Origin of the sequence: Sphingopyxis sp. LC363, assembly GCF_000756385.1 — a bacterium.
In the GTDB taxonomy this organism is placed as follows: Bacteria; Pseudomonadota; Alphaproteobacteria; order Sphingomonadales; family Sphingomonadaceae; genus Sphingopyxis.
The window spans coordinates 1-24,191 of the sequence record NZ_JNFC01000017.1; the positions used below are offsets into that span (position 1 = coordinate 1).

Sequence of the window (24,191 nt, forward strand, 5' to 3'; positions counted from 1 at the left end):
CCACTGGCCCCCGATGCAGACGGGGGGCGGAGCGGCCGAAAGGCCCCGCCCCCCGGAAGCTTTTTCAGCCCTTCGAAATTTCCGGCACGCCGAACAACGCCGTCAGATTCGCGCGCTTGGAAAGCAGGTCGGCGAGACTGTAGCCGTCGAGCACCGTCATGAACGCCGCGAGCGCCTCGGCGAGCGCGCCCGTCAATCCGCATGCGGGGGCGATGATACAACTGCCGCAATCGACGAGGTCGAAGCCCTCCTCGGTATGGCGCACGACGGCACCGACATTGATCTCGGCCGCGGGTCTGGCAAGCCGGATGCCCCCGAAACGCCCGCGCACGCTTTCGAGATAGCCCGCGTTCACCAGATCGTTGACCACCTTCATCAGATGGTTCTGCGAAATGCCATAGGCGCGCGCGATCTCGGAGATCGGGCTCAGCCGCGCCTCATCCTGCGCCCCCACATAGAGGAGCACGCGCATCGCATAATCGGTGTAGCGCGTCAGGCGCATCGCAATCCTTCAAATCGGCTCCGATCACATAATATGTATTTTTGTTGCATGTTTCAAATGTCCGGAATACATGCGCATCAGATACATGATTGGAGCGAGTCGTGAACCACGACGATCAGATCGACGAAGCCGCGCTCGCGCGCCTGATTCCAGCCTTCTACGACCGCGTGCGCACCGACGCCGAGATCGGCCCGCTTTTCAATGACGCGGTCCAAGACTGGCCCGCGCACCTCGAAAAGCTCGTCGCCTTCTGGTCGTCGGTGATGCTGGCGACGGGCCGCTACAAAGGCAACCCGGTCGCCGAGCATCTGAAGCACAAGGCGCGCATCATCCCGGCGATGTTCGACCGTTGGCTCGCGATCTGGACCGCGACGACCGACGAGCTGATGCCGCACGCCGCCGCCGCAGCCCTGCAAGCCAAGGCCGCGCGCATCGCCGAAAGCCTCCAGCTTGCGCTCTTCTTCCGCCTCGACGACCCCGGTCGCGGGGCAGCCTGAAGCCCTTCTCCCCTCTTCAACTAAAAGGAAAACCCTATGCGCACCGCGTCCGCCCACGCCATGGCGATCGTCAAATCGACCGCCCCCGCGCTCGAAAAGCACGGTCTTGCGATCACGACAGCCATGTACGCCCGGCTGTTCGAGAACGCGGAGATCGAAGCGATGTTCGACCGCGCCGCGCAGACGAGTGGCGAACAGCCGAAACGCCTCGCCGCGGCGATCCTCGCTTATGCGAAGAATATCGACAAGCTCCAGTACCTCGGTCCTGCGGTCTCGCGCATGGTGAGCCGCCATATCGAGACCGGCGTCCGGCCCGAACATTATCCGCATGTCGCCAATGCCCTGCTGCCCGCGATCCGCGACGTGCTGGGCGAAGAGGCCGCGACCGACGAGGTGCTCGCGGCATGGGGCGAGGCCTATTGGATGCTCGCCGACCTGCTGATCGCCGCCGAGGCGCAAGCCTATGAGGATGCCGAGGCGGCGTAAAATGTGCTGCTTTCGGCCGGAATACGAAATTCTTTCCATCGTTATCCCGGTGAAGGGTATCCGTAGGCACGTGACCCCGGACACGATCTCGCCGGTGCGATAAACCGTTAGGGTGAGATCGTGTTTCAGAATCACGTGCCCTCTGAACACCCTTCGCCGGGATGACGGAACTGAAACGGCAACTCACCACCCCAAAGCCGACAAAAAAGCCCGCCGGACCCGAAGCTCCGGCGGGCTTTTTGTTCTCCAGAAACGCCCCGTTATTCGGCGCGCGTGGGAATCCCGTCCATCAGCGTGTGCAGTTCGCCAGCTTCCCACATTTCCATCATGATGTCGCTGCCGCCGACGAACTCGCCCTTCACATAGAGTTGTGGGATCGTCGGCCAGTCCGAAAATTCCTTGATGCCCTGGCGGACCTCCATGTCCTGCAGCACGTCGACGGTTTCATATTCGACGCCGAGCCGGTCGAGCATAGCGATCGCGCGCGAGGAAAAACCGCACTGGGGAAAGAGCGGCGTGCCCTTCATGAAGAGCAGCACGGGGTTGTCGGCGACCAGCTTCGTAATGCGGTCGTGGGTGGTGGGGTCGGTCATTGTCGGTCTCCGGTCGGGCGCGCCATCGCGCCCGCAAATCATCTGGCCCCTATGAAGGGACGGCGGTGGTCAATTGCAAGGCGTGAAGTTCGCCGCCCATGCGCCCGCCGAGCGCGGCATAGACCGCCTTGTGCTGCGCGACCCGGCTCAACCCGCGAAATTCCTCGCTGACCACATGCGCGGCATAATGGTCGCCGTCGCCGGCGAGGTCGGTGATCGTCACCTCGGCGTCCGGAAACGCCGCCGCGATCATCGTCCGCAAATCATCCTGGCGCATCGCCATCCCGCAGTCGTCCTCAATTCTGGCTGTCGATGAACTGGCGCCGCGCCTCGGCGGTTTTCTGGTTCAGCGCTTCGCGAATCTCGGCATCGCTGATCTCGATGCTCGCCGCGGTCAGGTCGCCCGCGAGCTTGCGGATCACATCCTCGTCGCCCGCTTCCTCGAAATCGGCCTGCACCACCGCCTTGGCATAGGCGTCGGTTTCCTCGGGCGTCAGCCCCATGCGCTCGGCCGCCCATTCGCCGAGCAGGCGGTTGCGCCGCGCGGTGATCCGGAACTGCACCTCCTGGTCGCGTGCGAATTTCGTTTCGAAAGCCCGTTCCCGATCGTCGAATGCGCTCATCTTGTCCTCGTGCGAATGAATCTCCCTTTGCAAATAGGTCGGCCACCCCGGCGGCGCAAGCGGCCTGTGCGGCAGATCACTTCCCTTTCGCTTACGAAGGGTTTAGGGTTTGGTCCCAAGGGAATGGGTCGTACCGCAGCAATGAAGACTGCGCCTTGCCGGCATCGCGTCGGCACGGCGCCTTCGCGCTTGTGTTTGGGGGATTGGTAATGGCCGCTCGACGTTCGCATTTCGCGCCGGTTCTGGCTGCGCTGGCCTTGACCGCGCCGGGAACCGCGCGGGCACAGGAAGGCGATCCGACGCTCCGCGACAGTTTTTCGATCGGCGAACAGGGCGGCTCGCTGTGCGAAGTGCAGGCCACCGTCCAGGACCGCGTGATCGAGGGCATGTTCGACCGCGCCTGGACGATCATCTGCCGCGATGCCAGCCAGCCCGTCGGCACGGTGCGCGTGCTGCGCGCCGGCGCCGATAAGGCGCGCACGCGGATCGAACGCGCCCGTGCGGGCACGATCGTCTGCGCCGCCGATGGCGCGTGCAAGGTCGCGAACAGCGACGTCGCCTGGACGACGCGGGTCGAAACCGACGGCGACACAAGCTATAGCGTCGAAGGCTTCGCCGCCTATGACGACGCACTCAGGATCGCGCTCGAATCGGTGCGCCAGCGCCGGGTCGCACCCGGCGTGATCAAGGTTGCGACGATCTCGGTCGGCGACAATGACGGCTTCGCGCGCACGCTCGCGGGGACGATCGACATCGACAAGGCGCTCGCTGAGGGATATCGCCGCAACCATAGCGGCGACTATGCCGAGGCCGCCGAATTTTTCGAGGCACTGTCGCGCCGGGCGGAGGGCGAGCAGGCAGCGGCCGGCATCGACCCTACCGAATTCACGCTGAACCGCGCGCTGCAACGCTCGAACCTTGGCGAATTCGCCGAAGCCGAGCGCCTGTTCACCGAGGTCGAGGCGATCCCGACCGGCGACCCGGTTCAGCTCCGCCTCCGCCGAAATTTCCGCGCGATCAACGCGCTCAACCAGCGCGATTATGATCGCGCAGCGACGCTGCTCCAGGCGCCAATCGCGCCGCTGACCACCGGCGTGACGGTCGCGGGCGATGCGGTAACGCTGACTCCGGAAATCGTCGCCGGCGTCAACAGCGGCGACAATGCCCGCGTCATCCGTCAGGCGAACGATCGCGAGCGGCTGACCCCGATCGAGCGCGCGCAGATCATCGACGCGCAGGCGGTCCATTTGCTCGGCACCGTCGAACGGCTCCGCGGCAATGCCGCGGCGGCGAAGACCGCGCAACTGAAGGGACTCGGTGACGCGCTTGCCGTGCGTCAGGGCCGCGTGACCTCGATCATCCGGCTGCGTTCGCAAATGCTCGGCGAGCTCGCCTTGGCCGAGGAAGCGATCGGCGACATCGGCAGCGCCGACGCGCGTTTCACCCAATCGGTCGATCTGCTCGCGGTCGAATATCCCGAAACCACCGCGCTCGCCTCGGCGCGTGCGCGCTATGCCGCCTTCCTCACCCGCCACGCGCAGGACGACAAGGCGATAGGAATCTATCGCGAGGTCGTCACCGCGCTTGCGAGTTCGCAGCGTTCGACCGCGGGCATGGCGAATGTCATGGCGCCCTATTACCGGCTGCTGGCGAACCGCGCGGAGACCGATCCGGCCGTGGTCGGCGAATTCTTCGTCGCCAGCCAGCTCCAGATCCGCCCCGGCGTCGCCGATACGCAGGCGGTGCTGGCACGCGAATTGTCGAGCGGCAGCGACGACGGCGCGCGGCTTTTCCGCCAGGCGACGACGCTGAACCGCGACATCGAGCGCGCACGGATCGAGGACGCCCGCCTCGCTCAGCTTCCCGAAACGCCCGAAGTGGGTGCGCTGCGCGCCGACATCAGGACGCAGCTCGACAATCTGGCGTTCCAGCAGTCCGAAACCCTCGTCCAGCTGGCGGCGTTTCCGCAATATCGCGTCGTCGCGTCGGGCAAGCTCGACCTCGCCGAATTGCAACAGGTGCTGCGGCCGGACGAAGCCTATCTGAAGATGCTCGTCGTCGGCGAGGGCGTTTATGCGATGCTGATCGAACCGGGCGGCGCGCAGCTCTGGAAATCGGCCATCGGCGCGTCGGATCTCGAAGGGGCGGTCGACACGATCCGATCGACCATCTCGATCGTCGAAAATGGCCGCCGCGTCACTTATCCTTTCGATGCGGCGACCTCGTACAAGCTTTACGGCCAGCTCTTCGGTCCCGTCGCTGCAAAGCTGCCGGCGGTACCGCACCTGATCTTCGAACCCGACGGCGCGATGCTGCGGCTGCCGATCAATCTGCTCATCACCGCCGACACCGGGCTCGCCGATTATGAACGACGGTTGCTCGACCCCGACGCCGACCCGTTCGACATGCGCCAGATCGCTTGGCTCGGCCGCACGAGCCGCCCGAGCACGGCGGTATCGACGCTCGGTTTCCGCAACGCGCGGCAAGCGCCGCCGTCGAAGGCGAGCCGTCAATATTTCGGGCTCGGCGAGAATCTGCCCGTCGAGGGCCGCTTGCCTTCGCTCGGCACCCGCGGCGCGGCGGGCGGCAGCGTCGACGCCGGCTGCCTGTGGGACGCCGCGCAATGGGGCCGCCCGATCTCGGCCGACGAACTGGTCACCGCGCGCGACGCCGTGGGCCGCGCCGCCGGAACCCTGCTCACGGGAGGCGCCTTCACCGACACGGCGGTCAAGAACCGCGCCGACCTCGCCGACTATCGCATCATCCATTTCGCGACGCACGGCCTTGTCACCGCGCCGCGCCCCGCTTGCCCCGCGCGCCCGGCGCTGGTCACCTCGTTCGACGGCGCCGATTCGGACGGCCTCCTCACCTTCCAGGAAATCTTCGACCTCCGGATCGACGCCGACCTCGTCATTCTGTCGGCCTGCGATACCGCCGGCGCGGCGAGCGTCGCGGCGACGCGCGAGACGGGGCTTTCGGGCGGCGGCAACGCGCTCGACGGTCTGGTGCGCAGCTTCATCGGCGCCGGCGGCCGCTCGGTGATCGCCAGCCATTGGCCCGCGCCCGACGATTTCGACGCGACCAAGCGGCTGATTGGCGGCCTGTTCGCGGCCGACGAGGGAACCAGCGTCGCCGATGCGCTGTGGTCGACGCAGATGCAGCTGATGGATGACCAGCAGACCTCGCACCCTTATTATTGGGCCGGCTTCGCGATCATCGGCGACGGCAGCCAGGCGCTGCTCCACAATGGCACGACCGCCGCCCGACAGGGGGAGAGCGCCGTCCGCGCCGCCCGCTGATCCGATGAACGCGCCCGAAACCATCATCCTCCCCGCGGACCCGTCTGCGCCGGACGGCCAGCGCACCGCGGTGCCGCTCGGCAAGCGCGTGCGCCGGCTGGTCATGCAGCTCGGCCCGTCGCGGATGGCGGCGACGATCGTCTTCCTGCTCGCCGCGATCCTGATCGCGCGCTTCAGCTGGCAGATGCCGCTGATCAACGCTGCCGAACGCGCGCTCTATGACGCGCGCGCGACGCTGATGGCGCCCAAGGTCGAACAGGACAGTCGCATCACCCTCGTCACCTATAATGACGAGACCCTGTTCAACACCGGCATTCGCTCGCCGCTCGACCGCACCCTGCTCGCGAACGCGCTCGGCAATCTCGACCTGATGGGCGCGAAAGCGATCGGCATCGATATCGCCTTCGATTCGCCGCGCCCCGACGACGATGTGTTGAAGGCGCAGCTCCGTTCGATGCGGACGCCGACATGGCTCGCCTATGCCGAACAGGCGAGCAATCCGAACACCATCTTCTATGAGCAGCAGAAGTTCCTCGAAGCCTTCATCGCCGACGTCACGACCACGAAGACCCGGCCGACGAGCGTCCTGTTCCGCACCGACGGCGATGATGTGATCCGCGAATGGCCGCACCGGCCGGCGAATCTGCCGCCGTTGATGGCGAACGCACTGGCCCCGGTCGATCCCGCCTATGCCGATTTTCAGGGCGGCATCCGCTTTCTCGTTCCCGCGCGCGCCGCCGCGGGTCAGGAGGAACCCGTTTTCGCCAACATCCCGATCGACACCTTCGCGATGCCGATGGATGCCGACATGCGCGCCGGTTTCGCCGAGCTGGTGAAGGACCGCTATGTGCTGATCGGCGGCGACATCATCGACAATGACCAGTTCAACACGCCCTTGAGCCGCTTTCCCGATGCAATCACCGGCCAGCATGAAACGATGATCGGGCTCGAAGTGCACGCGCATATGCTCGCGCAGCAGCTCGATGGCGCTTGGCCGCGCCCGATCCCGGTCCCGGCGCTCTGGGCGCTAGCGGTCCTGATCGTCATCGCGGGAGGGCTCACCAGCCTGATCGACCTGCGCGCGCGCTGGGTCGCGCTCGCCTTCCTCGGACAGATGGCCTTCTTCGTCGCCTTCCCGTTCTGGCTGCACGCGCGCGGCATCGACACGACGACGCTGCCGACCTTCGGCTGGGCGGTCGGCTGGCTATTCGGCTATGCCGCGGTAGGCACAGCGGCGCGTACGATCGGATCGCGCCAGCGCGCTTTCGCCCAGTCGGCGCTCGGCAAATATCTGCCCGCCGACGTCGCGGCGCAGATCTTGCGTGACCCCGACCAGCTTTCGCTGCACGGCGAGCGGCGCAACATCTTCTGCGTCTTCACAGACCTCGAAGGCTTCACCAAGCTCAGTCATGCGGTGACGCCGGAAACAGTCGCACGCTTGCTCAACGAATATCTCGACCGCCTCTCCGACATCGTGCTCGACCATGGGGGAACGATCGACAAGTTCGTCGGCGACGCCGTCGTCGCCTTCTGGGGCGCGCCGCTCAGCCGTCCCGACGACGGCGAGCGCGCGGCCGCCGCGGCGCTCGCGATGTTCGAAGCGGGCGAGAAATTCCGCACCGATCTGGCCGCCGACGACGTGCCCCCCATCGGCATGACGCGCGTCGGCCTGCACGTCGGCGACGCGATCGTCGGCAATTTCGGCGGCGAGGGGCGCATTCAATATACCGCGCTCGGCGACAGCATGAACACCGCCTCGCGGCTCGAAGCGGCGAACAAGAGCCTGAAGACCGGCGTGCTGATCTCGGCCGAAGCCGCCGCGCGCTCGGGCCGCGACGACCTCGTCCCGATGGGCCGCGTCACGCTGCGCGGGCGGGCGCAGCCGGTCGACGTGCTCACCCCGCGCCCCGATCTTGTCCCGGAACGGCGCGCGCAGATCGCCGCGCTTGTCGCCGCGCACGCGGCGGGCGATAAAAACACCCATGTGACCACCGCCACAGCATTGGCCGCGGAATTCGCCCAGGACGCATCCATCCTGTTCCTGATCGAACGCCTGAACGAGACCGAAAATGGAGAAAGCTATGTCCTTTCCTGACTTTCCGATGCGCCGCTTCGGCCTGACCGCCGTTGCCGCCGTCGCCGCCATGACGATCGTCACCGCCGCCGCGGCGCAATCGATGGTCGTCCGCTCGACCGGCCCGTCGGCAGCCAAATATCCGACCGGGGCGCGGCTCAAGCCGACTGACAAGCTCACCCTCGTCGCTGGCGACAGGATCGTGCTGATGCAGTCGGGCAAGACGCGCACGCTGTCCGGCCCCGGCACCTTTGCCGCCACCGGCACGGTGCAGGCGAGCCAGTCGCTAGGCGGCAATGTCAGCCGGATGCTCGCCAAGGGGCCGACAATGCGGTCGCGCGGCGGATTTTCGCGCGGCCCCAACGACCCGATCCCCGCCGAGCATCGCGCGCCCAATCTCTGGCTGCTCGACTATCGCGAGGGCGGGACCTTTTGCGTCATTGATCCCGCGTTGCTGATGCTGTGGCGCCCCAATATGCAAGGCGATACCGCGCTTGAGATCGAAAGCGGCGGCAAGAAGACGACCGTCGCGATCGTCGACGGCGCCAATTTCCGCAAATGGCCGACCGACGTCCTGCCGGTGCAATATGGCGCCGACTATCGCCTCTCGGGCGGCGGGCTGGCGCAGCCGGTTACGGTGCGTTTCGCCGCTGTCGAAAACGCCCCCGACACGGTCGAGGGGTCGGTCGACATGCTGATGAGCAAGGGTTGCACACCGCAGCTCAACCGCCTCGTCGATACGATGTCGGAAGCGGAGGCGGGTTGAGTAGAGGGATAGGCCGCGATTGAACGCGCCCTATCCGTCTGATATTATTCCCGGGAAATACCGCCTGTCGCGTGGCGGAACCTTCCTTGGGTCGCAATTGGCTCCGCCGGGTTTGCCGGCGGGCCGATGAAATTGGTGCACCGCGATCGGTGCGCCGGAACGCAAGGGGTGGTGATGGCCGTGTCGGGGGATGTGGGATTTCATGCGGCCGCGAGGCCGAAATACGCGGCGCTCCGCAGGGCGCTCGCGGGCTCGGCAGGATTGATCGCTGCAGCCCTGCCCGCGACCCTGTGGGCGCAGGCGACGCCGCAAATCCCGACGCGCGAAGAAATCCAGCGCCCGGCGCTGCCCTCCGCCATCCAGCCCGGCGAGCAGATCGTCGCGATCGACGACGGCATCGAACGCGCGCCCTGCCCGCTCGCCAGTCCCGAATTCGCCCAGATCCGCTTCACGCTCCGCGGGGTCGAATTTTCGAGCGTCGAAGGCATCGACAACGCCCTGCTCGCGCCGAGCTGGTCCGATCGCGTCGGACAGGAGCTACCGATTTCCGCGGTGTGCGAGATTCGCGACCGCGCTGCAACGATCCTGCGGTCGCAAGGCTATCTCGCCGCGGTCCGCGTGCCGCCGCAGACGATCGGCGACGGCATCGTCCGGCTCGACATATTGTCCGCGCGAATGACGCGCGTCGAGGTGCGCGGCGATGCGGGCGCCAACGAGAAGCTGCTGCAACGCTATCTCTCGCGGCTCGACGATGCGCCGGTGTTCAATATCGCCGACGCAGAACGCTATCTGCTGCTCGCGCGCGACATCCCGGGCATGGACGCGCGGCTGACGCTGCGCCCCGGCACGATTCCCGGCGAAGTCGTCGGCGAAGTGACCGTCACGCGCACACCCGTCACCTTCGACTTCAATGCGCAGAATTTCGGGTCGCGCGACGTCGGCCGCTGGGGCGGCAATGCGCGCGCGCGCTTTGCCGGCCTGACCGGCATGGGCGATCTCACCACGGTCAGCTTCTATGCGACCCCCGATCTCGACGAGCAGAAGGTGGTGCAGGCGTCGCACGAGTTCCGCGTCGGCGGCGAAGGGCTGCGCCTCGGCGCCAGCTATACCTATGCTTGGACGCGCCCCGACCTTACCGGCCTGCCGATCAAGTCGAACACCCAGATCGTCAGCCTGTTCGGCTCCTATCCGCTCATCCTGACGCAGGCGCGGCGCTTGAGCGTAGGCGGCGGGCTCGACATCATCGATCAGGACATCGGCCTGACCGGGGTGCCGATCAACGAGGACCGGCTGCGCGTGTTCAACCTGCGCGCCGACGCGAGCTGGATCGACCCCGCCTCGATCGCAGGGCGCGGCGGATATAATCCCGCCGAACCGCGCTGGTCGCTCGCCACCTCGCTCGAGGCGCGGCAGGGCGCCTCCTTCCTCGGCGCCAGCGACGATTGCGGCCCGGGCGGCACAGCCTGCTTCCTGCCCGGCGCGGTGCCGCTGACGCGCGTCGAGGGCAAGCCCGACGCCTTTCTGGTGCGCGCCAACGCCCTCGCCGAATGGCGGCCGGCAAAGCTGTTCACGCTGTCGGCAGCGCCGCGCGCGCAATGGGCGAACGATCCGCTGCTTGCCTATGAGGAATTTTCGGGCGGCAACTTCACTGTCGGACGCGGCTTCGATCCCGGCACGGTGATCGGCGACAGCGGCGTCGCGGTGGCGCTCGAAGCGCGCTATGGCTCGTTCGTTCCCGCCAATACGAACGCCTTCGCCTTTCAGCCCTTCGTCTTTTTCGACGCCGCCTGGGTGTGGAACAAGGATACCGCCTTCGACGGACTCGATCCGCAAAAACTCTATTCGGCGGGCGGCGGTGTGCGTGTCGCGTATGGCAACCTCGGCCGGCTCGACGTCACGCTGGCGGTGCCGCTCAACCGCGGCGGTTTCCTCACCGAAAAACCCGATCCGCGACTGCTCGTGTCGCTGACCACCCAATTCGGCGTGGGGGCGCGTTAGGATCCGCACTCAATTACAGCGGCGTCGAGGTTTGAAGCAAAATGGCCCAGTGCGAGGAGAGAAGGCGAAGGCATATGTCGATATTTCGAGACTTCTTGACGAAGCAATGGGCCATTTTGATCAAATCCCTTCGGGACGTCCAAATGGCTTCCATCTCGGACCGAAAGCCGCTTGCAAGGACAACCAGCCCTCGCGGCGCGTCTTTCGACCCGAGCTGTTCGCCATTTGGGCGCCTCGACGCCGCTGTAATTGAGTACGGACCCTATCCATGACCTTTGCTTCGAGGACGACTGCCATGCGTGCCACCGCCACTGTATCGCCCGTCCACAAAGGCAAGCAGCGCCTGCTGGCCAGTTGCGCGATCGCGGCCGGTATCGCTGCGCTTGCCTATGGGGGCCCGGCTCCAGCGCAAGTCGCCGGTTCGGGCAGCTTCGTATCGGGCACCGGCTCGATCGGCAACGATGGCGCGACCAACACGACGACGGTGAATGTCGGCGGTACGGAGAGCATCATCAACTGGGTGCCGACCGACACCGCGCCGACCGGCGGCGCGATCGATTTTCTGCCCGCTGGCGAGAATATGAATTTCGTCGGCACCGGCGACTATACCGTCCTCAACCGCTTCGTGAACGGCGGCAGCGGATCGCTGAGCCGCCAGATCGCACTCAATGGCACCGTGAACAGCTATGTCGGATCGACCACCGGCCCACGCGGCGGCAATATCTGGTTCTACAACGCCGGCGGCATCCTGATCGGCGCGAGCGGCGTGGTCAACGTCGGCAGCCTGCTGCTCACGACGAACGACATCGTCACTACCGGCGGCCTGTTCGGCGCGGACGGCTCGATCCGCTTCAACGGCGCGCCGGGCAGTACGTCGGCGATCACCGTCGACGGCACGATCAACGCCAATATCCTCGGCAGTCCCGGCAGCTCCTATGTCGCGCTGGTCGCGCCGCGGGTCGTGCAGGCGGGCACCGTCCGCGTTGACGGATCGGCCGCCTATGTCGCTGCAGAACAGGCGAATATCCGCATCAACGGCGGCCTCTTCGACATCGACGTCACCGTGGGCGCAGAAGGCGGCAACGCGATCACCCACACCGGCACGACCACCGGTCCCGCGCATCTCGACACCAATGGCAACCAGAGCCGCATCTACATGGTCTCCATTCCCAAGAATGACGCAGTGACGATGCTCGTCAGCGGCGCGATCGGCTATGACGACGCGCTGTCGGCGCAGGTCGATCCCGACGGTGCGGTGCGTCTGTCGGCAGGCTACAACATCGTCGGCGGCGAAATCGCCGCAGCGCCCGCCAACGCAACCGCCGCGAACATCACCGCCAGCGATACGCTGTTCCGAAGCAACACGGACGCGCACGCCAGCGGCGCCTTTGCCGCCGGCCCGGCGCAGCAATTGCCCGCATCGCCCCCGCCGCTGTCATCGGAAGGTCAGTTCTTCGTCGAAGGCAGCGGGACTTTCATCGGCGACGCCAGCGCGACGGTTTCGATCGGCGCCAATCAGTCTGGCGGCGCGACGGGAAGCCTCACGGTCCAGTCGGGCGGCCGTGGCGGCACGCCGGGCAACGCCGCGGTAAACGTCACCGGAGGGACGCTCTCGACGCCCGCCGCGCTCACCATCTCGGCATCGGGCACGCCCGACGCGCTGACCGGCGATGCGCAGGGCGGCACCGCCAGCCTGACGATCACCGGCGGCAGCGTAAGCGCCCAAGGGGTCACGGTCGAAGCCAATGGCTTCGGCGACCTCGACGCGGGCGGCTCAAGCGGGAACGGACGCGGCGGCAGCGCCGGCATTTCGGTCAGCAATGCGGGCAGCTCGTTGACCGCCGGCAATATCTTCATCAACGCGGTCGGAAGCGGGGATAACAGCTTCAGCACCGCCCCCGCCGTCAACGGCAGTGGGACCGGCGGCACCGCCAGCCTGACGGTCGCGGGCGGCGGCAGCGTCGGACCGGCAACGCTGCTTTCGCTCGACGCGAGCGGGTTCGGCGGTTTCGGCCTGACCCAGTCGGGCGAGGGCACCGGCGGCACCGCGCGCATCGCGGTGTCGGGCGCGGGATCGTTCCTCTCGGCAACGCAAAGCTTTGTCGACGCGACGGGTGAAGGCGGCGGGAGTTTTGGCAGCTTCCAGACCCAGAATGGCGGCAACGGGACGGGCGGCACGGCCGAAATACTGATCAACGCCGACGCAACCTCGGTCGTGTCGCTCGGCAATCTCGGCGCCTTCGGCATCGGGGATGGTGGCAACGCCGCCGGAAGCGAAAATACGACCGGCGGCGACGCGCTGGGGGGCTCGGCCAGCTTGATCGTCGAAGGCGGCGTCACAGCGCAATTCACTCAAATCGTGCTCGACGCGTCCGCGGCTGCCGGAACCGCCACCACCCCCAGCGGCACGACCGGACAGTCGGGCAACGCGCGCGCGAACGATGTGACATTGACCGCGACGAACGGGTCCACGATCGACAGCAGCGGCTTCATCAACCTTTTCGCCGTCGGCATGAATCCCTTTCCGTTCAACCCTGCCGGCGAAAATTTCGGAGCGGGCACGGGCGGCAATATTGCGGTGGGCGCGACTGCCGGGGGGACGATCACCACCGGCAACCGCCTCACCGCACAGGCGATGGGCGGCAGCATGTCCGACACGACCCGCCAGAGCGCCGGTGACGGCGTCGGCGGCAATGTCGATTTTCTCGCCGACGGCGGCACGATCCAGGCTGAGGTCTATGACGTCGACGTCAGCGGCAACACGGCCAGTGTGACCGGCACGGGCGGCACGGCGCAAGGCGGCACGATCGACATCGTCGCGCAAAATGGCGGGCAATTCGTCTCGACGCTCGACGCGACCAACAGCTTCAACGCCAACGCACGCTCGGGCGTCAGCGCGGCGGGCACGGCCGCCACCGGCGGCACTATCCAGCTGATCGCCGACGCCGGCACGATCGACCTCGGCGTGGGCGCCAATCTCTTTGCCGATGGCACGTCGGGCGGCGCGGCGACCTCCGGCGCGGCCAACCCGACCGGCACCGGCGGCGCAATCCTGATCCGCGTCGAAGCCGACGCGTCGGACAGCAGCCGCATCGACACGGGCGATCTGTTCGCAGCGGCCGGCGGCCAGACCCAGGCCGAGAGCGAAACACCGCCGGGCGTCGAAGCGCCCGCCGGCAACGGCCAGGGCGGGACGATGACGGTGGAAGTCGCCGGCGGCACCCTCACCGGCGGCGTCCTGAACCTCTTGGCGAACGGCGCCGGCGCGGGCAGCGGAACCGGAACCGGCGGCGCCGCGACCTTCACCCAGACGGGCGGCAATGTTTCGGTCAGCGACATCAGCATCGCGGCCGACGGCGTCGGCGGTACGGCGCAAGGCGTGTCGGGAACCGGCGTCGGCGGCATCGCGGCGATCGACCTGTCGGGCGGAACGATCACCGCGGCCGACATCACCGCCTCGGCCAGTGGCGAAGGCGGCATCGGCTTTGCAGGCGATGACTCCGACCCGCTCAACATTGTCGCGAGCGGCGACGGCGGCGTGGGGCGCGGCGGCGCGGCAACGATCAGCGTCGGCGGCACGGCGGTCGTCGATGTCAGCGTCATCCAGGCGAATGCGCTCGGCTCGGGCGGCGACGGCGGACAGTTCGACAGCTTCTTCAATGGGATAGTGGGCGACGCGGGCAACGCGGGCGAGGGCATCGGCGGCGAGGCGACGGTGAATATCCGTGGCGGCACGACGACCGCGAGCAGCGTGATCGCCGACGCGTCCGGTATCGGCGGCGACGGCGGCGACAGCTTTTTCTCGAGTAGCGGCGCTCCCTCGACCGGCATCGGTGTCGGCGGCACCGGCGGCACGGGTCGCGGCGGCACCGCGACGATCGCGCTCGAAACCGCGATCGACGGCGTCGGCGCGGCGAGCAGCGTCGCGTTCGGCTCCGGCGGCGCAGGCGGCGATCACAATGTCGGCGGCAATGGCGGCGACGGCGTCGGCGGCACGGCGCAGGCGATCGCCACCGGCTTCGAGGCGGGCGACCTCGCGGTCATCATCGATTCGACCGGCACAGGCGGCAATGGCGCCGACGGTGCCGACGGGGCGGGCGGCAGCGGCGGAAACGGCACCGGCGGCACCTCGCGCATTGCAGCAGAAGGCGCGGGAGCGAGCCTGACCGCGGTGCAGAGCAACCTCGTGTCCGGCGGCATCGGCGGCAACGGCGGCGCGGGCGGGCTGGGTTTCAGCTCCTTCCCGGCGGTCGCCCCCGACGGCGGCGACGGCGGCAATGGGCAAGGCGGCGCGATCGAGATTGCGGCGAACGAAGGCGGGACTGTCGCGCTTGGCCTCGACAGCGGCGGCGATGCCGTCTCACTATCGAGCAGCGGAAGCGGCGGCGCAGGCGGCCTCGGCAGCAACAGCAGTTTCGGTGAGGGAAATCAGTCGGGGAATGGCGGCGACGGCGGCGCGGGAACCGGCGGGACCGTCCGTTTGATCGCGACCGGCGGGGCAATCACCTCGAACGGCGAAGCGGTCGATATCACCTCGAGCGGCCTTTCGGGCGAGGGCGGCAGCGGCGGCATCGGCCAGGGTGGCGGCGTGGACGGCGCGCTTGGCATTTCGGGACAGACCACGGGCGGTCGCGTCGTGATCGAAACGGCCGTCGGCGCATCGGGACCCGGCCAGATCGACCTCGGCCCGACGAGCATCGCGGCGAACGGCGATTTTGCGGGGCGCATCGAATTGCGCGCGGGCGGAAATATCAACTTTGCTGGCCTTGCCGCCGAGGCCCTCGGGATCGCTGCGCCGACCAATAACGACACCGACACCGCGCTCGCGGGCATCTTCGTTGCGCCGACCGGCGGTACCATCGCCAGCCAGGGAGACGTCACGCTGACCACCGACGGTTCGATCGGCTTCCATGCCCAGTCAAGCGGCCGGTTCGGGGTCAACGGCGCCCTTGCCATCGACGCGGGCGACCAGATCGACATCCGCCACGATGCGCGCGAAGGCGACGGTCCGACGCTGCGCGCGAGCGGAGGCCTGACCGCCACCGCGGCAACGAGCATCAGCGGCGCGCCGGGCAGCCTGATCGCCGCCGACGGCGCGCTGTCGCTGACCACCGACGGGACGATCGGCGTCGACGCCCTCGCCGGCGGCGACATCATACTGACCAGCACCGGCGCGACGACCGTCGAACATGCCGAAGCGGCGAATGATTTCAGCGCGAACGCCGCGAGCTTCGCTACGGGGCTCAATTCGATCATCACAGGGGGCGACATCAGCATCGTCGCGCCGGGCGCGGTCGATCTCGGCAATTCAAGCGCCGGTGGTTTCGTGCAAGTCTCGGGGCAATCGATCGCCTTCAATACGATCGATGCGGGCCTGACCGTCGGCCTTTCGGCCAATGGGACGGCTCCGGGAGCGGAGGGGATCAGCGGCGGCTCGATCGCGGCGGGCGGCGATATCAACCTGCTCGCGAACAGCATCGCACTGACCGGCGCAGTGACCGGCGACGCCTCCTTCTTCGCCTTCGGCACCGGCGGCTTGGTTTCGGTGAACAGCGCCGACGTCGCCGGCACGATCTCGATCTTCGCGGCCGACGATCTTTCGGGCAGCTTCGTCGCCGGCGGCGACATCTTTCTCAATTCGGACAGCAACATCGATGCGTCGGCGCAGGCGAACGGCGGCTATGTCGATGGCAACGGTCTCGCCACGGAAGGCAATCTGTTCGTCATCGCCGCGGGCGACGCTGCACTGACCGACAGTTCGGCGGCGCGCATGTTCGGCGTCAGCGCCGGCGACGGCGCATCGATCGATGGCGGCAGTGCGGGCGAGGACATGCTCATCGTCGCCGGGACGACCGCCAGCCTGACCGACGTCAGCGTGGGCGACGACCTCACCGTCCGCGCACCCGGGAACATCGACGCGGTCAATGTCAGCGCGACCGGCGCGGGCGCCGACACGCATGTTCTGGACTTGTCGTCCGGATCGGGCAGCCCGATCTTCACCATCGGCGTCGGCGATGGAAGCGGTGCCGACATCGCGATCACCTCGGCAAACGGCGCGATCGACGCCGCGGCGCTCTCGGCGGGCGACGATATATTGCTCGACGCCGCGAACGAAATCGCGGTCAACGGCGCGACCACCCTCGGCCTCGGTACGACCGGCGGCGACAGCAGCATCCGCACACAGGGCGGCGCAACGACGCTTTCGGACATCGATTCCTTCAGCGACGTCGTCGTCGATGCGGCGGGCCTTGCCAACCTCTCGGGCGTGGTCGCCGCGGGCCGCAACGCCACGATCAACGCGCAGGATGTCACCCTCGCCGCGCTGACCGACCCCGGCGGCAATGCCGTTCCGACGCTGGACGCGGACGGCGATGTGGTGGTCAATTCGGCGGCGGGCGTTGCGGGCGGCGGCGTTCGCGCGCTCGGCGACGTCGCGCTCACGGCGGACACCGCCATCGGCCTCACCGCGGTCGAGGGCCAGAATGTCGCGCTGACCGGCACGACCGGCATCGACGTGCAGGAAGCCAATATACTCGGTGCAGCCAGCCTCGACAGCAGCGGCGGCGATATCCGGATCGGCAGCCTGCTCGCCGCGGGCCCGATCGACGCCAGCGCCGATGCGATCCGTATCGAAGGCGGCGGCGATATGGTCTTCGCAACGCTCACCACCGACGGCGGCGACGCCTATGTCCGCGCGAACGGCGACCTGTCGGTTGCGAACGGCACCATCGCGGGCACGGCCGATCTCGGCACGCAAGGCGAAAGCATGAGCATCGGCACGCTCGACGCGGCCAATGCGATCCTCGCCAATTCGGGCGGCTTCCTCAATCTCGACACCGTCACCGTCGCGGGCAGCCTCGACGCCAGCGCGCTCGCCTCACTCGGCATCACCGGCGTCGTCACCGGCCAGTCGATCGCGCTTGCCTCGGGGAATATCACGATCGGCTCGGCGGGCCGCGTCGGCACCGCGGGCGTCACGCAGCAATTGTCGGTCGCGAACAACAGCAGCGACAACCAGACCTTCGTCGGCGGCGCATCGGGCACCAGCGTCGCGGGCTATCATATCGACACCGACGAGCTGACCCGCCTCTACGGCAGCCAGATCGAAATCGTCGCGCCCGCGGTGCAGGCCGCGGGCGGAACCTCGGTCGGATCGGCGGCGGCGCCCGACGTTATCGTGGACACGTTCACCATGGCGGGCGGCGCGGCGGGATCTAACCTCGGCGCGAACGGCGCGCTGACGATCCGCACTCCGGGCAAGATGCGCGTGGTCGGCAGTGTCGAACTGACCGGGCTCACCGACGCCAATACGCTCAATCTCGTCGCGGGCGACGCACTCGAGGTAATCCTCGGGCAGGGCAGCGTGCGGCTCGTCAACGGCGCCGATCCGGCAGGGCGGCTCAACCTGGTGTCCGACGACATCATCGTCGCCACCGCCGAAGCGATCGCCGATGTCGGCGCGGCGACCTCGACCAGCGCGATCAACACGCGGCTCGCACAGAATGACGGCATCCTGCTCGACGAAGGCGCGCTCTTCGCACGCGGCATCCGTGCTCAAGTCGTCGGCGGCTTTTATGTGCAGAACAGCGGCGCCGGCACCGATTTCGTCGAGCGCCGCGGGCTAACCTTCGGCGCCGGCGGGCTCGATGTCGTCACCGAAGGGCCGTCGCGCATCGTGATCAATGGCGTGCAATTGGGCCCGAACGGTCAGGTCACCGGCCTCGACACGCTCCAGCTCCTGACCATCGCCGGCGCGACGCCGGTCGCCGACAGCTATGATCCGCGGTCGACCGTCAACGGCTGTCTCATCTCCAGCCCCACCGTTTGCGCCACCGTCGTGTTCGACGTCGACAGCAATTTTCCGGTGCAAGATGTCATCGAGGAGATCGATGGCGACGAGGACAGCGCAGGCGAAGGCAATACGCTCCCGCAGCCCCTGATCACGATACGCGAGGTCGACCCGCTGACCGGCGCGCCGCTGCTCGACGACCCGGTCACCGGCGCGGGCAACGACGATCTGTGGACGCCGCCCGCAGAGTAGCAAGCGTTTCGGTTGACGGATCGCATCGGAGCGAGGCATGGGCGGCGGCATGACCGACGCCCCGGCCCTTCCGCTCAAGCTGTTCAACAGCCTGACGCGCAGCCTCGAAATCTTCGAGCCCGTCCACCCCGGCGAAGCGCGCGTCTACAGCTGCGGTCCGACGGTCTATAATTATCCGCATATCGGCAATATGCGCGCCTATGTCTTCGCCGACACGCTCGGCCGCACGCTGTCGTACAAGGGTTACAAGCTCACCCATGTCATCAACATCACCGACGTCGGCCATCTGACCGACGATGCCGATGCGGGCGAGGACAAGCTGGAAAAGGCCGCGGCCGAGAAAGCCCAATCGATCTGGGACATCGCGCGTCATTATACCGAAGCCTATTGGGCCGACGTGAAGGCGCTCAATATCCGCCAGCCCGCGCACTGGTCGATCGCGACCGACTATGTCCCGCAGATGATCGAGTTCGCAAAGGCGATTGCCGACAGGCATTGCTACGAACTCGACGGCGGCCTTTATTTCGACACGACCACAGTCAGCGACTATGGCCGCCTCGCGCGTCACGGAACCGATGAGGGCGAAAGCCGCATCGACCCCGTCGACGGCAAGCGCGCGCCCGCCGATTTCGCGATCTGGCGCAGGACGCCGCCGGGCGAAAAGCGCCAGATGGAATGGGATTCGCCGTGGGGCCGCGGCGCGCCGGGCTGGCACCTCGAATGCTCGGTGATGTCGGAGGCCTTGCTCGGCTTTCCGTTCGACATCCACACCGGCGGCATCGACCACCGCGAGATCCACCACCCGAACGAGATCGCGCAGAATCAGGCGCACAGCTGCAGCGACGCGAGCGGCGCGAGGCTGTGGATGCACAATAATTTCCTCGTCGAACGCTCGGGCAAGATGTCGAAGTCGAGCGGCGAGTTCCTGCGCGTCCAGCTCCTCATCGACAAGGGCTACCACCCACTCGCCTATCGCCTGATGTGCCTGCAGGCGCATTATCGCAGCGAGCTGGAGTTCAGCTGGGAGGGGCTCGGTGCCGCGCTGACGCGATTGAAGCGGTTGGTGATGGCCGCGGCACCGGTCCGCGAGGCAGAAGCGATCGACGTGACCGACCGCCGCCTCGCCGACCTGCTCGCCAGGTTCGACGCGGCGATGTCGGACGACCTCAACACGCCCGTGGCGCTGACCCTGCTCGAAGAAACGGCGGCGATGAAAAAGATCGACGCGGGCCAAAAGCGCGCGACGCTCGCCGCGATGGACGCGGTGCTCGGCCTCGACCTGCTGACGATCGATCGCGCCGACCTGCGCGTCCAGCCAAAGGCGGCGACCATCGCCGAAGACGAAATCGAAGCGATCCTCGCGCGCCGCAAAGATGCGCGCGCGGCCAAGGATTTCGTCGCCTCCGACGCGCTCCGCGACGAGCTCGGCGCTGCGGGAGTCGAGGTGATGGACGGCGACCCGCTCGGCTGGGAGTGGCGGCTCGACAACTAGCCTCTCCCTCGCCATGATCGGTTGCAGAATAGAACCGAAGAGAGGCAAAATGTCGAAAACCGTCACCGTCCTGTCCGGCTTGATCCGCCCGCTCGTCGAGAACCGCCTGCCCGACTGGGTCGAACCGCGTTTCTTCCAGTCGAAGGAAGAGGCGCTCGAGCTCGCGCCGCACGCCGAAATCGGCTGGTTCGACATGTACGACAAGAAGGATATGGCGGCTGTCATCACCGCGGCGACGAACCTTAAATGGCTGAATTCGATCTACGCCGGCGTCGACGGCATGCCGCTCGATCTGCTCGCCGAGCGCGGCACCGTGGTAACAAACGGCGCGGGAATCAACGCGATCACTATCGCCGAATACGTCGTGATGGGGATGCTCACCGTCGCCAAGGGCTACCGTGACGTTGTCCGCGCGCAGGAACGCCGCGAATGGCTGATCGATTCGCCGGGCAAGGTCGAACTGTTCGGCTCGAGGGCGCTGCTTCTCGGCTATGGCGCGATCGGCAAGTTGATCGAGGAGCGGTTAAAGGCGTTTGCGGTCGACGTCACCGTGGTTCGCCGTTCGCCCGGCCCGAACACGCTCACTCCCGACCAGTGGCGCGCAAGGCTCGGCGATTTCGACTGGGTGATCCTTGCGGTTCCCGCGACCCCCGAAACCGACGGCATGATCGGCGCCGCCGAACTCGCCGCGATGAAGCCCACCGCAACGCTGATCAACATCGCGCGCGGGAGCGTCGTCGATCAGGGCGCGCTCGTCGCGGCGCTCGATAGCCAGCAGATCGCGTCGGCTTTCCTCGACGTCACCACGCCCGAACCGCTGCCCGCCGACGACCCGCTGTGGAGCCTCGACAACGCGCACATCACCATGCACCTGTCGGGCCGCGCGCAGGACAAGATGTTCGTCCGCTCGGCGCAGCGCTTCCTCGAAAATCTGGGTCGCTGGAAAAAGGGCGAAGCCGTCGAGCCGCGCGTCGACCTGACGCTGGGTTACTGACCCGGCCGCTCGGCTTTCAGCTCGCGCACCAGCGGCTGCAACCGCTCGTCATATTTGGCGAGCATCGTGTGCGCCCCAGCGTGGTCATAGAAACTGACCAGTTCGCGTCCGTTCCAGCGGTGGAGTGCATAGGCGGGGTCCTCGGCGACGATCATCGGGCGGTCGTCGGGCTTGTTCTCGTCGATCGGCCGAAGGTCGAGCGAGACCTGCGGCGCGGTCGACGAGCAGATCGCGATCGTGCGTCCCTCCCACGCGACGGTCACCGAGCGGTGAAGATGCCCGCAGATGAGGCCACGAACCTGCGGGTGACGGCGAACGACATCGGTGAAGGTCGCGACCCACGGCTCGTCGGGGTGGGTGTTCATCCATTCGATCCCGCTTTCGACGGGCGGGTGGTGCATGACGATATAGGTCGGCTTGCCCCTATCCTTTGCCAGTTCGGCGTCGAGCCATGCCGCGCGCTGTTCGCAGAAGGCGCCGCCGTGGCGTCCCTCCTCAAGCGTATCGATCGTCACCAGCCGCAGCTCGGGAAGCTCGATCGTGTATTGTACAAACCCGCCGCCGTCGTCGAACCCCGGAAAGCGCGCATGGAAATTGTCGCGCAGGTCATGATTGCCGACGCTCGGCCAGACCGGGAAGGGACAGCGCGAAAAGGCGGTGACAAGGCGGCGGTAGCTGTCGTCGTCGCCGCGGTCGGTGATATCGCCAGTGGCGAGCAGCAGATCGGGCCGGTTCGGTCCCTCGATGAGCACGTCGAGCACCTCGTCGAGGCGCTTGCGGTTATATTCGGCCGGATTGTCCGGATCGAACCCGATATGGATATCTGTGATCTGCGCGATCAGCATATCCGCCCCCTGCTTTCGCCGGTCTGGTCCGGCGACCCAAAACCCTATCCGCCCCGCCTTGCCCCGTGCAAGGAAGGTCTGCGCCATGTCACTTCGTAAAGGCCCCGCCCCCCGGTTCCTGTGATCATGCTCACACCATAGGTAGCGCCAAGACGTTTATTTGTGATTGCCGCGACATTTTTCTTCCGCTGGCGCGCCGGCATCCACGGCTTGCCGCCGTCCGAATGATATTCGTGGCACATCGCGCAGGGCGATTCGGTCGCGGTTTCGACCTTCACCAGCCGCGCCCCCGATTCGCCGACATGGCAGTCGCGGCATTGCCGGATGCCGGGCACGAGCAGGTCGGTCGATGCCTTCGACGCGGGCGCCGCGACGTGGCAATCGGCGCATGCGGTTTCCTTGTGCGCGTCATGGTCGAACCAGCCCTTTTGCATATAGCGCGGCGTCTGGTCGACCGCCGCGACGCGCCAGCTGTTGCCCGCCCGCGGTTCGAAGATCGTGTGACAGTCGTAACAGGCACCGCCCTTTGAAAAGACGGCGCGCACCGCATCCTGCGCGCGCGAGGGCCGCACCGCGACTTCGTTGAAATAGATGTTGTAGACCTGTCCCTCGGCATAGGCGCCCGGCCGTCGCCGCTGCATCCCGCCGAGCTGGAGCGGCCGCGCCGGCGGCGCCGACCGGTAATAGGCGGTGAGGTCAGCGGCGACCTGATCGGGATCGCCATGCCGCAACGTCCGCGTCACCCCTCCCACGGTCTCGAAAGCAAGGCTGTGGCACATCGCGCAGTCGCGTTTCATCTCGACTGGCTTCACGCGAACCCCATCGGCCTCGACGCGGTGGCAATTTTCGCATTCGAGCTTCTTGCCGAAATCATAGTGGCCGCGGAAGCTCGCGGCCATGCGCGCCACGCCGCCGGTCGCCTGAAGGTGCATGTCGTGCGGGAATTTGAGACCGTTGTAATCGACGACCCCCTTCGCTAGCGTTGTGCGCACCGGCTTGCCGCCCGCCACAGGACGGACGAGCGGACGGAATTCGGGATGGCTCGTCCCGAAATCACTGGCGTCGGCGAGCGTCGTCGGATGCCCGGCACTCTTGAGCCGCGCCGACATGCCGTCGTGGCAATCGGCGCAGAATTTCTGCGGCGTCGCCGCCATCGGCCCCGCGCCCTCATGCTCGGTATGGCAATCGACGCAGCGCCCCTGCGGCTTGTTGAAGGTCTTGGCAAAGCCAGCGAGGATGCGCTCGCCCACGCCGGGCGGGTGGCGCGCGGCGAGCAGCATCGCGGTCGGCGCGTTCGCATGCGCCATGCTCATCGCCTTGTGCTCGCCCGTGTGGCAGCCGACGCACGCCTTGTCGGTCACCGCGACGAAGGGCTCGACATGGCACGACTGGCAGTCGTTCTTCAGACTCGCATGCGCGCTCGACAGCGGGCCCGACAGCCAGGCGCTGTCGGCATGATAGCCGTCGGGACGCTCGTTCACTTGTCTGTAGCTGTACCACGCCCAGATCGGCCCGATCAGGAAGGCGAGCAGCATCAGCAGCCCGAAAACCCAAGCCCCCATGCGCTTGCCGGGCATCGTCCCCGCGAGCGAAAAGGCCTTCGCCTCGTCGACGTCCTTCGACGATTGCGACAGCTCGTCGATCCGCTCGACGAGCAGGATGATCTTCTCCTCCTCGCGCGCGATCGTCAGCCGGTGCCCGCCGAAGCGCAGCTCGGCCCCCGCGGCGCTGTCGATGTCGGCGGCATCGACGGTGCGGCCGTTGAAGTCGAAGCCCAGCCCCTCGAGCGCTTGCACCCGCACGTGGCGCCCGTCGCTGCTGCCGATCGTCGCATGGTGCGCGTTCACGGCAAGGTCGGCGATATGGATTATGTTGCCGGCGTCGCGGCCGAGCGTGATCGCGTCGCCCGGCAGCGGCTGGTCGCGGATGATCTGCTTGCCCGTCTTGGTCGTCGCGATGCGGCGCAGGATGAAGCTCATCG

At 67.1% G+C, this 24,191-nt stretch carries 15 protein-coding genes; 9 read left to right on the top strand and 6 right to left on the bottom strand.

From position 1 onward, the window contains the following. Window positions 1-64 precede the first annotated feature (64 nt). On the bottom strand, window positions 65-502 hold the full coding sequence (locus tag FG95_RS07925) for an Rrf2 family transcriptional regulator (protein WP_037555148.1): 438 nt from the start codon (window positions 500-502) through the stop codon (window positions 65-67). A 101-nt stretch (window positions 503-603) separates the two neighbouring features. Here FG95_RS07925 and FG95_RS07930 point away from each other — a divergent pair, with 101 nt between their 5' ends. Together FG95_RS07930 and FG95_RS07935 are read left to right on the top strand one after the other, a co-directional pair. Further along, entirely contained in the window at window positions 604-999 is a 396-nt protein-coding gene (locus FG95_RS07930; protein WP_037555149.1) for a group III truncated hemoglobin, read from the top strand. Window positions 1,000-1,035: 36 nt separating this feature from the next. Then, window positions 1,036-1,485, top strand: coding sequence for a globin domain-containing protein (locus FG95_RS07935; RefSeq protein WP_037555151.1), 450 nt, complete (start codon window positions 1,036-1,038; stop codon window positions 1,483-1,485). Between the two features lie 260 nt (window positions 1,486-1,745). Here FG95_RS07935 and grxD read toward each other — a convergent pair whose 3' ends face one another. The 3 genes from grxD to FG95_RS07950 are packed head-to-tail and all read right to left on the bottom strand — an operon-like array spanning window position 1,746 to window position 2,701. Further along, the gene (gene grxD, locus FG95_RS07940; protein WP_037555152.1) at window positions 1,746-2,078 is read right to left on the bottom strand and encodes a Grx4 family monothiol glutaredoxin; all 333 of its coding nucleotides are present in this window, start codon (window positions 2,076-2,078) and stop codon (window positions 1,746-1,748) included. A gap of 49 nt (window positions 2,079-2,127) precedes the next feature. Then, window positions 2,128-2,361 (bottom strand): BolA/IbaG family iron-sulfur metabolism protein, encoded by a 234-nt coding sequence (locus tag FG95_RS07945; protein WP_037555153.1) that lies wholly within the window; start codon window positions 2,359-2,361, stop codon window positions 2,128-2,130. Between the two features lie 13 nt (window positions 2,362-2,374). Next, window positions 2,375-2,701, bottom strand: a complete 327-nt coding sequence (locus FG95_RS07950; protein WP_037555154.1) for a DUF1476 domain-containing protein — start codon at window positions 2,699-2,701, stop codon at window positions 2,375-2,377. A 209-nt stretch (window positions 2,702-2,910) separates the two neighbouring features. Between FG95_RS07950 and FG95_RS07955 the strand changes: the two genes are divergently transcribed. The 7 genes from FG95_RS07955 (at window position 2,911) to FG95_RS07985 (ending at window position 21,365) form a co-directional block, all read left to right on the top strand. After that, window positions 2,911-6,000, top strand: coding sequence for a CHAT domain-containing protein (locus FG95_RS07955; protein WP_052182198.1), 3,090 nt, complete (start codon window positions 2,911-2,913; stop codon window positions 5,998-6,000). A gap of 4 nt (window positions 6,001-6,004) precedes the next feature. Further along, window positions 6,005-8,095 carry an adenylate/guanylate cyclase domain-containing protein gene (locus FG95_RS07960; RefSeq protein WP_037555156.1) on the top strand — a complete coding sequence of 697 codons (2,091 nt, stop codon included), beginning with the start codon at window positions 6,005-6,007 and terminating at the stop codon, window positions 8,093-8,095. Continuing rightward, the gene (locus tag FG95_RS07965) at window positions 8,082-8,840 is read left to right on the top strand and encodes a hypothetical protein (protein ID WP_037555157.1); all 759 of its coding nucleotides are present in this window, start codon (window positions 8,082-8,084) and stop codon (window positions 8,838-8,840) included. Before FG95_RS07960 ends, FG95_RS07965 begins: the two co-directional genes overlap by 14 nt. 126 nt (window positions 8,841-8,966) lie before the next feature. Continuing rightward, window positions 8,967-10,838, top strand: coding sequence for a ShlB/FhaC/HecB family hemolysin secretion/activation protein (locus tag FG95_RS07970; RefSeq protein WP_235211497.1), 1,872 nt, complete (start codon window positions 8,967-8,969; stop codon window positions 10,836-10,838). Between the two features lie 295 nt (window positions 10,839-11,133). Further along, window positions 11,134-18,879 (top strand): hypothetical protein, encoded by a 7,746-nt coding sequence (locus FG95_RS07975; RefSeq protein WP_037555159.1) that lies wholly within the window; start codon window positions 11,134-11,136, stop codon window positions 18,877-18,879. 49 nt (window positions 18,880-18,928) lie between these two features. Then, window positions 18,929-20,371: a cysteine--tRNA ligase gene (cysS, locus tag FG95_RS07980; RefSeq protein WP_037555208.1), complete on the top strand. Its 1,443-nt coding sequence runs from the start codon at window positions 18,929-18,931 to the stop codon at window positions 20,369-20,371. Between the two features lie 49 nt (window positions 20,372-20,420). Continuing rightward, entirely contained in the window at window positions 20,421-21,365 is a 945-nt protein-coding gene (locus tag FG95_RS07985) for a D-2-hydroxyacid dehydrogenase (RefSeq protein WP_037555160.1), read from the top strand. Here the strand turns inward: FG95_RS07985 and FG95_RS07990 are convergent. Beyond that, window positions 21,359-22,210, bottom strand: coding sequence for a metallophosphoesterase (locus FG95_RS07990; protein ID WP_037555161.1), 852 nt, complete (start codon window positions 22,208-22,210; stop codon window positions 21,359-21,361). The two genes, FG95_RS07985 and FG95_RS07990, sit on opposite strands and share 7 nt — an antisense overlap. Window positions 22,211-22,254: 44 nt before the next feature. Next, on the bottom strand, window positions 22,255-24,189 hold the full coding sequence (locus FG95_RS07995) for a cytochrome c3 family protein (protein ID WP_037555162.1): 1,935 nt from the start codon (window positions 24,187-24,189) through the stop codon (window positions 22,255-22,257). Window positions 24,190-24,191: the final 2 nt, after the last annotated feature.

Coding starts and splice junctions, on each gene's coding strand:
- FG95_RS07925 (WP_037555148.1), bottom strand. CDS start 502: ATGCGCCTGACGCGCTACACCGATTATGCGATGCGCGTGCTCCTCTAT.
- FG95_RS07935 (WP_037555151.1), top strand. CDS start 1,036: ATGCGCACCGCGTCCGCCCACGCCATGGCGATCGTCAAATCGACCGCC.
- grxD (WP_037555152.1), bottom strand. CDS start 2,078: ATGACCGACCCCACCACCCACGACCGCATTACGAAGCTGGTCGCCGAC.
- FG95_RS07945 (WP_037555153.1), bottom strand. CDS start 2,361: ATGGCGATGCGCCAGGATGATTTGCGGACGATGATCGCGGCGGCGTTT.
- FG95_RS07950 (WP_037555154.1), bottom strand. CDS start 2,701: ATGAGCGCATTCGACGATCGGGAACGGGCTTTCGAAACGAAATTCGCA.
- FG95_RS07955 (WP_052182198.1), top strand. CDS start 2,911: ATGGCCGCTCGACGTTCGCATTTCGCGCCGGTTCTGGCTGCGCTGGCC.
- FG95_RS07960 (WP_037555156.1), top strand. CDS start 6,005: ATGAACGCGCCCGAAACCATCATCCTCCCCGCGGACCCGTCTGCGCCG.
- FG95_RS07965 (WP_037555157.1), top strand. CDS start 8,082: ATGTCCTTTCCTGACTTTCCGATGCGCCGCTTCGGCCTGACCGCCGTT.
- FG95_RS07970 (WP_235211497.1), top strand. CDS start 8,967: ATGAAATTGGTGCACCGCGATCGGTGCGCCGGAACGCAAGGGGTGGTG.
- FG95_RS07975 (WP_037555159.1), top strand. CDS start 11,134: ATGCGTGCCACCGCCACTGTATCGCCCGTCCACAAAGGCAAGCAGCGC.
- cysS (WP_037555208.1), top strand. CDS start 18,929: ATGACCGACGCCCCGGCCCTTCCGCTCAAGCTGTTCAACAGCCTGACG.
- FG95_RS07985 (WP_037555160.1), top strand. CDS start 20,421: ATGTCGAAAACCGTCACCGTCCTGTCCGGCTTGATCCGCCCGCTCGTC.
- FG95_RS07990 (WP_037555161.1), bottom strand. CDS start 22,210: ATGCTGATCGCGCAGATCACAGATATCCATATCGGGTTCGATCCGGAC.
- FG95_RS07995 (WP_037555162.1), bottom strand. CDS start 24,189: ATGAGCTTCATCCTGCGCCGCATCGCGACGACCAAGACGGGCAAGCAG.